9 protein-coding genes are annotated in these 4415 nt (G+C 57.9%); 6 read left to right on the top strand and 3 right to left on the bottom strand.

The genetic code is table 11. The annotated features are described in order from the left end of the window. Together NKI32_RS31460 and NKI32_RS31455 are read right to left on the bottom strand one after the other, a co-directional pair. A partial coding sequence (locus tag NKI32_RS31460) for a pilus assembly protein TadG-related protein (RefSeq protein WP_353005222.1) occupies positions 1-184 on the bottom strand: 184 nt, incomplete at its 3' end. A gap of 511 nt (positions 185-695) precedes the next feature. Beyond that, entirely contained in the window at positions 696-887 is a 192-nt protein-coding gene (locus tag NKI32_RS31455; RefSeq protein WP_023716267.1) for a hypothetical protein, read from the bottom strand. A 265-nt stretch (positions 888-1152) separates the two neighbouring features. Between NKI32_RS31455 and NKI32_RS31450 the strand changes: the two genes are divergently transcribed. The 6 genes from NKI32_RS31450 (at position 1153) to NKI32_RS31425 (ending at position 3890) form a co-directional block, all read left to right on the top strand. Then, a complete protein-coding gene (locus tag NKI32_RS31450) occupies positions 1153-1497 on the top strand; it encodes a class I SAM-dependent methyltransferase (RefSeq protein ID WP_353005220.1) in 345 nt (114 codons plus the stop codon). 446 nt (positions 1498-1943) lie between these two features. Then, positions 1944-2168 (top strand): hypothetical protein, encoded by a 225-nt coding sequence (locus NKI32_RS31445; protein WP_023716269.1) that lies wholly within the window; start codon positions 1944-1946, stop codon positions 2166-2168. Beyond that, positions 2158-2346: a hypothetical protein gene (locus tag NKI32_RS31440; RefSeq protein WP_245260321.1), complete on the top strand. Its 189-nt coding sequence runs from the start codon at positions 2158-2160 to the stop codon at positions 2344-2346. The genes NKI32_RS31445 and NKI32_RS31440 overlap by 11 nt, the downstream gene beginning before the upstream one ends. 819 nt (positions 2347-3165) lie before the next feature. Next, positions 3166-3393, top strand: a complete 228-nt coding sequence (locus NKI32_RS31435) for an exopolysaccharide production repressor protein (RefSeq protein WP_245275404.1) — start codon at positions 3166-3168, stop codon at positions 3391-3393. 69 nt (positions 3394-3462) lie between these two features. Next, complete coding sequence (locus NKI32_RS31430; RefSeq protein WP_155924055.1) at positions 3463-3603, top strand: hypothetical protein; 141 nt, start codon at positions 3463-3465, stop codon at positions 3601-3603. Continuing rightward, entirely contained in the window at positions 3588-3890 is a 303-nt protein-coding gene (locus NKI32_RS31425; RefSeq protein WP_023670645.1) for a DUF1330 domain-containing protein, read from the top strand. Before NKI32_RS31430 ends, NKI32_RS31425 begins: the two co-directional genes overlap by 16 nt. A gap of 54 nt (positions 3891-3944) precedes the next feature. Here NKI32_RS31425 and NKI32_RS31420 read toward each other — a convergent pair whose 3' ends face one another. Continuing rightward, on the bottom strand, positions 3945-4031 hold the full coding sequence (locus NKI32_RS31420; protein ID WP_348524486.1) for a hypothetical protein: 87 nt from the start codon (positions 4029-4031) through the stop codon (positions 3945-3947). Positions 4032-4415: the final 384 nt, after the last annotated feature.

Genomic DNA, 4415 nt, shown 5'->3' with positions numbered 1-4415 from the left:
AACCCGCGACTTTCTCGAGCGCACCGGCATAGGCCGCGGCATCGGCAACGGCCTGCAGCTTGAGGCTGCTGTAGTACCAGAAGGACGTCTCGATACCGAGGCCGGCGCCGCCGACCACGACCGGCAAGGTGAAGGCAACGACGACGGCAACGTTACCGTTCCTGGCGCGTGTTGCGCGGACCAATGCAGGCCAGAACCGGATGAATGCACTGGATCCCATATTTTATTAGAAATCACGAATAGATAAACGAATTTCTAAAAAACCCATTCCGATTCGATGAAGCCACGGCCCAGACGAAAGGTTTGCTGCAATTCCTCCTCACGTGCATGTGCTTCACGCTGCGTCATCTCTACGGCCAAGGGGGGGGCGCATTCTGACCGGGAGCTTTGGGTCGCAAACTGACCTTCCGTGATTGCGAGCCACATGGCTAAGCGGCTGTTCCGCTAGTGAGCCTCGACTGGAGTCCTAGATCCGCACACAAGCGTATCCTGGGTCGATCGCGCTTCGCGAAATGCGCCAAATTGCAAGGTCGTGAGTTCGGACAGCGGAAGCATTCTCCTCATGGGTGTTGCTTGTCGAGCAGAAGATTTCACGATCACCACCGAGACAGCTTCGTGTCGATCCCGCTGCTCGGCATGGTCTGCGGTGAAGTCTCCGTGCTCCCGGCACTGAGGTTATCCAATCGTAGCGAGTCCTAAAGCCGCACAACCTGGTCGAGATGCAGGCGTATCCGCTGGCCTTCCGCGAAGGACAGCGCAAACGATTCCAGGCCGAATGAGCGTGTAATTTCTTGGTCAGTTTCAATGATGCGAACGACCCATTCGCCACTGGCTCCGACCAGTTCCACGCGAGGCGTGGCCTTGCGAATTGGCACCACGCTGCCCATCACAGCCTCCCTACGAAAAGCAATGGCAAGTCGATTAAGACCCTGGTAGTCGGAAGTTCAATAACAAATGCTTGTTCGGATCGGACAAACCACCCTCGATGGGCATTACGAAGGCGGGCGAATCACACCTCAGTTAGGCGAACCCTCCGGGGAACCTCCCGTGAGATAGCCTCTGCTTTAGGTCGTTGGCATTCAGGATGGCCGCCAGCTCTTCGGCATACTCCATGTCGGAAGGTTGACAGATGGGTGGCCCGCTACAGATGCAGTGCGCGCCGGACGAGCCGAGTTCCGAGTCGGGCTAGTCGAGGACTTGCCCTTGCCGGATAGCACATTCGACAAGGCGCTCAGCGTCCACACAGTGTACTTCTGGCAAAGCCTTAGAGCCGGATCCGCAGAGCTCGCTCGCGTCATCGAACCAGGCGGTCGCGTCGTCCTGGGCTTCCTCCCGAAGGCGCTTATGGACAGGATGAACATGCCGGCCGACATTTTTACACCTCGCGAGCCGATGAGGTCATTTGCTGCCTTGCGAGATGCAGGGTTCAGCGACCCTGAAGTGCCGAGACCGAGCACGGAAACCGCATGGCTCGTGGTGACAGGAACGCGAAGATAAGTTTCGGCGCCTGGAAGCGGAAAAGCCCGCCGCCGAAGCCAACTGGCTAGCGAATTTCGGCAAAGCGCCGGTCTAAAGGTTCTCACTCATCGGTGCAGGTTGATGGCGTGCACACAGCCGTTACGGCCGAGAGCTTCTCGCGCTTGTTATTTCAGGCTTCTGATAAGGCTTCTTCATTCAGGATCCCCAGTTTGTCCCTCAACGCGAAAATGCGGTGCGCCGATCACGATGGTCAACCAGAAACACTAAAGTAGCGGCCGAGCGGGGCCAGGGGACCGGCACGCGCGGTCAGGGCGGCGCACCATGGATGCTGCTATTGCCTGCCCGGTTGCCATGGCCTGCTAACGAGCGCACAATGTTGCCGTCGCCTCGAAAAATCAAAAACAAACAGGCACGAGGCGCTTGGGAGCGATCATCAGGCTTTCGCCCGACCAGGGAGAAGGCCCATGCCCACACAGGCACAGAGCCGGCTCATGTATTTTATGGGCCAACTCGTTCACAACGAGAGCATCGTTTCCAAGCAGGATATTATCGTCGGCTTACTGGATCACGAAGGCAGTCCGACGGCCGACGCCGACGAATTGCTGGCGAACTTGCATCGATCACTGCAACAGGCCCGACAGAGCTTGCACGAGGCGCAAGAGATCTATGGAGTCAGAAATGCGGAGTAGCGAAAAAACAAAACTCGCATACACAGCCGCAGAGTTCGCCGAAAAACACGGTTTGACCGTGAAGGCAGCCGAAATCATCTTGTCCGTGAACGGCTCCTCACGTGTCGCTTGCGATGCAGCAGCACGCGCATTCAAAGAAGCGGTTGCGCACCGACAACACAGCAATGACGGCGAATGAGGCCCGCGCCTGCTTTCGAGGCTGCGCGGGCCGACCATGACGAGTGGAGAGGACATCTTGGTCACCGGCAGGAATCGCTGAAGAACGAGCCGGGTGTGACCGAACAGCCTCAGAGTGAGGATGTTCCCGACTGACGCAAAAAAGCCCGCCAGCATGAGCCGGCGGGCCAAGTATGGGTCGCTGTCCAAATGAACGCGTTCGGTGTCTTCAGATGGATTTGGTCGAGAAGCCGCCGCGCGTCAGGCGCAACAGATCGGGCGCCGATCGAAAGCCCCGCGGGCGCAGGAACGCCTTCGTCTCGCGGGCGCTCCGCGTAAGCAAATCTTCGCCGCCGAGAAGCTCAATCGTCTCGGCCCAACCGTCGTCTGTAAGCAATTCGTGTGTCGTCGCAGTTAGAATCACACCCGATTCCGCAGGGCAATACCTATCTTATCGCCTATGGCCTTTGCGCAGTTCATCCAAAGGAACGGGACAGGGCCGTCTCAGCCGCGCGGGAGCCGTCTGGCTGCCTTAGGGTCGGTGATGTTCTCGATCGCCTTCAAAAGGGGTGGAGGGACCTCACAGAGCTTGGCATGCTCGCTGTGGTACGCCACAGCGGCCCGACGATGCTCTTGTGCAGCGCTTCGGCTGCTGCCAGGAAGCGGTCGATTTCAGCCCGGGAAAGCTGGTCGGAAGGTTTGGTTCTGGCCATTGGCGCGCAATTACTAATTTAGTGAAGCCTTACGTGCTTCTGGGGAGTAGACGTGAGACCGGTCGGTCCAGCTATGGGGCGCATTGAACATATTGTTTTTTCCGCGATTGCTGATTGGGATGTTTGCCATGTCGACCGTGGTAGCGACCTGGATTTACCTAGCAACGGATTCGTTCTGGAAGTCCCTTGCATGGACCTTGCTGATTTTTATCATCTTTCAGGTTGCATATTTCCTATTTTCATTCGCGCTTTTCGACAAGTTTTGGATGAAAAGGACCGAAGAAAAACCGAACCCTGCCGAGCCTACCTGTCGAGACGGCGGTGTCTCATCTGAAGGGCGGTCGATGACGCTTTGAGGGAGACCGCCAGACACGAGAGCATGCGATCATGCTAATCTTTGCGAACCATGCGAAAGAAGGAAAGCCGTGGCAGCGCCAAAATCATCGAAAAGCGCGCTGGCGCTGGATGTCGCCACGGAGATCGTCGACAGGGTGCGGACCGACGACGCCGAAGCCGAGGAGCGCGAGGTAGGTCTAAGGAGGAAACACAGATGGCTGCCTATCTGATAGCGGATGTAGACGTAAAAGACGCTGCCTTGTTCGAGGAATATCGGCGGGACGTTCCCGCTACCGAAGAGCGGTACGGTGGGCGGTACCTGGGCCGCGGTGGCGCCACCAAGGTTCTGGAAGGTGATTGGGATCCACACCGACTGGTCATTGTCGAATTCCCCGACATGGCGTCATTGATGGGCTGGTATAATTCGCCGGAATACGCCCGGCTGATCGAGATCCGCAAACGTTCCGCTAACACCAGGATCATCGCTTTAGAAGGGATTGCAACGCCTGCGGCGTGACCCATGCAGCCAGCGGACCCGACGACAGTTGGCGTCCTCAGCGTCATTTCTTCCTCACGGCGAGATGCCGTCGGCAGGGATCAGGCAGCGTTTGGACATGAAGGCGTCGCGGAACGCGGGTGCTGTATTGATGCCCTCCATCCTCGCGTTGTCTTCGCACAGGTCGTCAAGGACGCCCTCAGCCAGAGCCATAAAGTCCCGCGCGCTTCCGTACCACGGCGAACGGCCGTCCAGGACATCTCTGGCAATTCTGCGGTGCAGACGAGCGAATTGATCAAACCGCCCGCCTCCTTATAGCCATTCATGAAATGCGCAAAGCGCGCTGACTGACGCCAACGGAAGGGACGCGGCATTTGCGAGAAGTCGCCTTCCAGGGAGCGTCGCTCCCATTCCTTCAACTCGTCAGGTGTCTCGTGACCGCCGTGTTATCCCGATCATGCGGGTAGTGTGCTGAGAGTTCTGCAAATTCGCTGAGAGAGGGCGGTCATGGCAGGCTGGTGATGTTCAACGTCACCGATTCCCTGG

The sequence above is a fragment of the Mesorhizobium sp. M0761 genome (genome assembly GCF_040320205.1).
Taxonomy (GTDB): domain Bacteria; phylum Pseudomonadota; class Alphaproteobacteria; order Rhizobiales; family Rhizobiaceae; genus Mesorhizobium.
This window is presented reverse-complemented; position numbering and strand designations above follow the sequence as displayed.

What these genes read in the sequence shown, in the direction of transcription:
- NKI32_RS31455 (WP_023716267.1), bottom strand. Translation starts at nt 887, where the DNA reads ATGGGCAGCGTGGTGCCAATTCGCAAGGCCACGCCTCGCGTGGAACTG.
- NKI32_RS31445 (WP_023716269.1), top strand. Translation starts at nt 1,944, where the DNA reads ATGCCCACACAGGCACAGAGCCGGCTCATGTATTTTATGGGCCAACTC.
- NKI32_RS31440 (WP_245260321.1), top strand. Translation starts at nt 2,158, where the DNA reads ATGCGGAGTAGCGAAAAAACAAAACTCGCATACACAGCCGCAGAGTTC.
- NKI32_RS31435 (WP_245275404.1), top strand. Translation starts at nt 3,166, where the DNA reads ATGTCGACCGTGGTAGCGACCTGGATTTACCTAGCAACGGATTCGTTC.
- NKI32_RS31425 (WP_023670645.1), top strand. Translation starts at nt 3,588, where the DNA reads ATGGCTGCCTATCTGATAGCGGATGTAGACGTAAAAGACGCTGCCTTG.
- NKI32_RS31420 (WP_348524486.1), bottom strand. Translation starts at nt 4,031, where the DNA reads ATGGAGGGCATCAATACAGCACCCGCGTTCCGCGACGCCTTCATGTCC.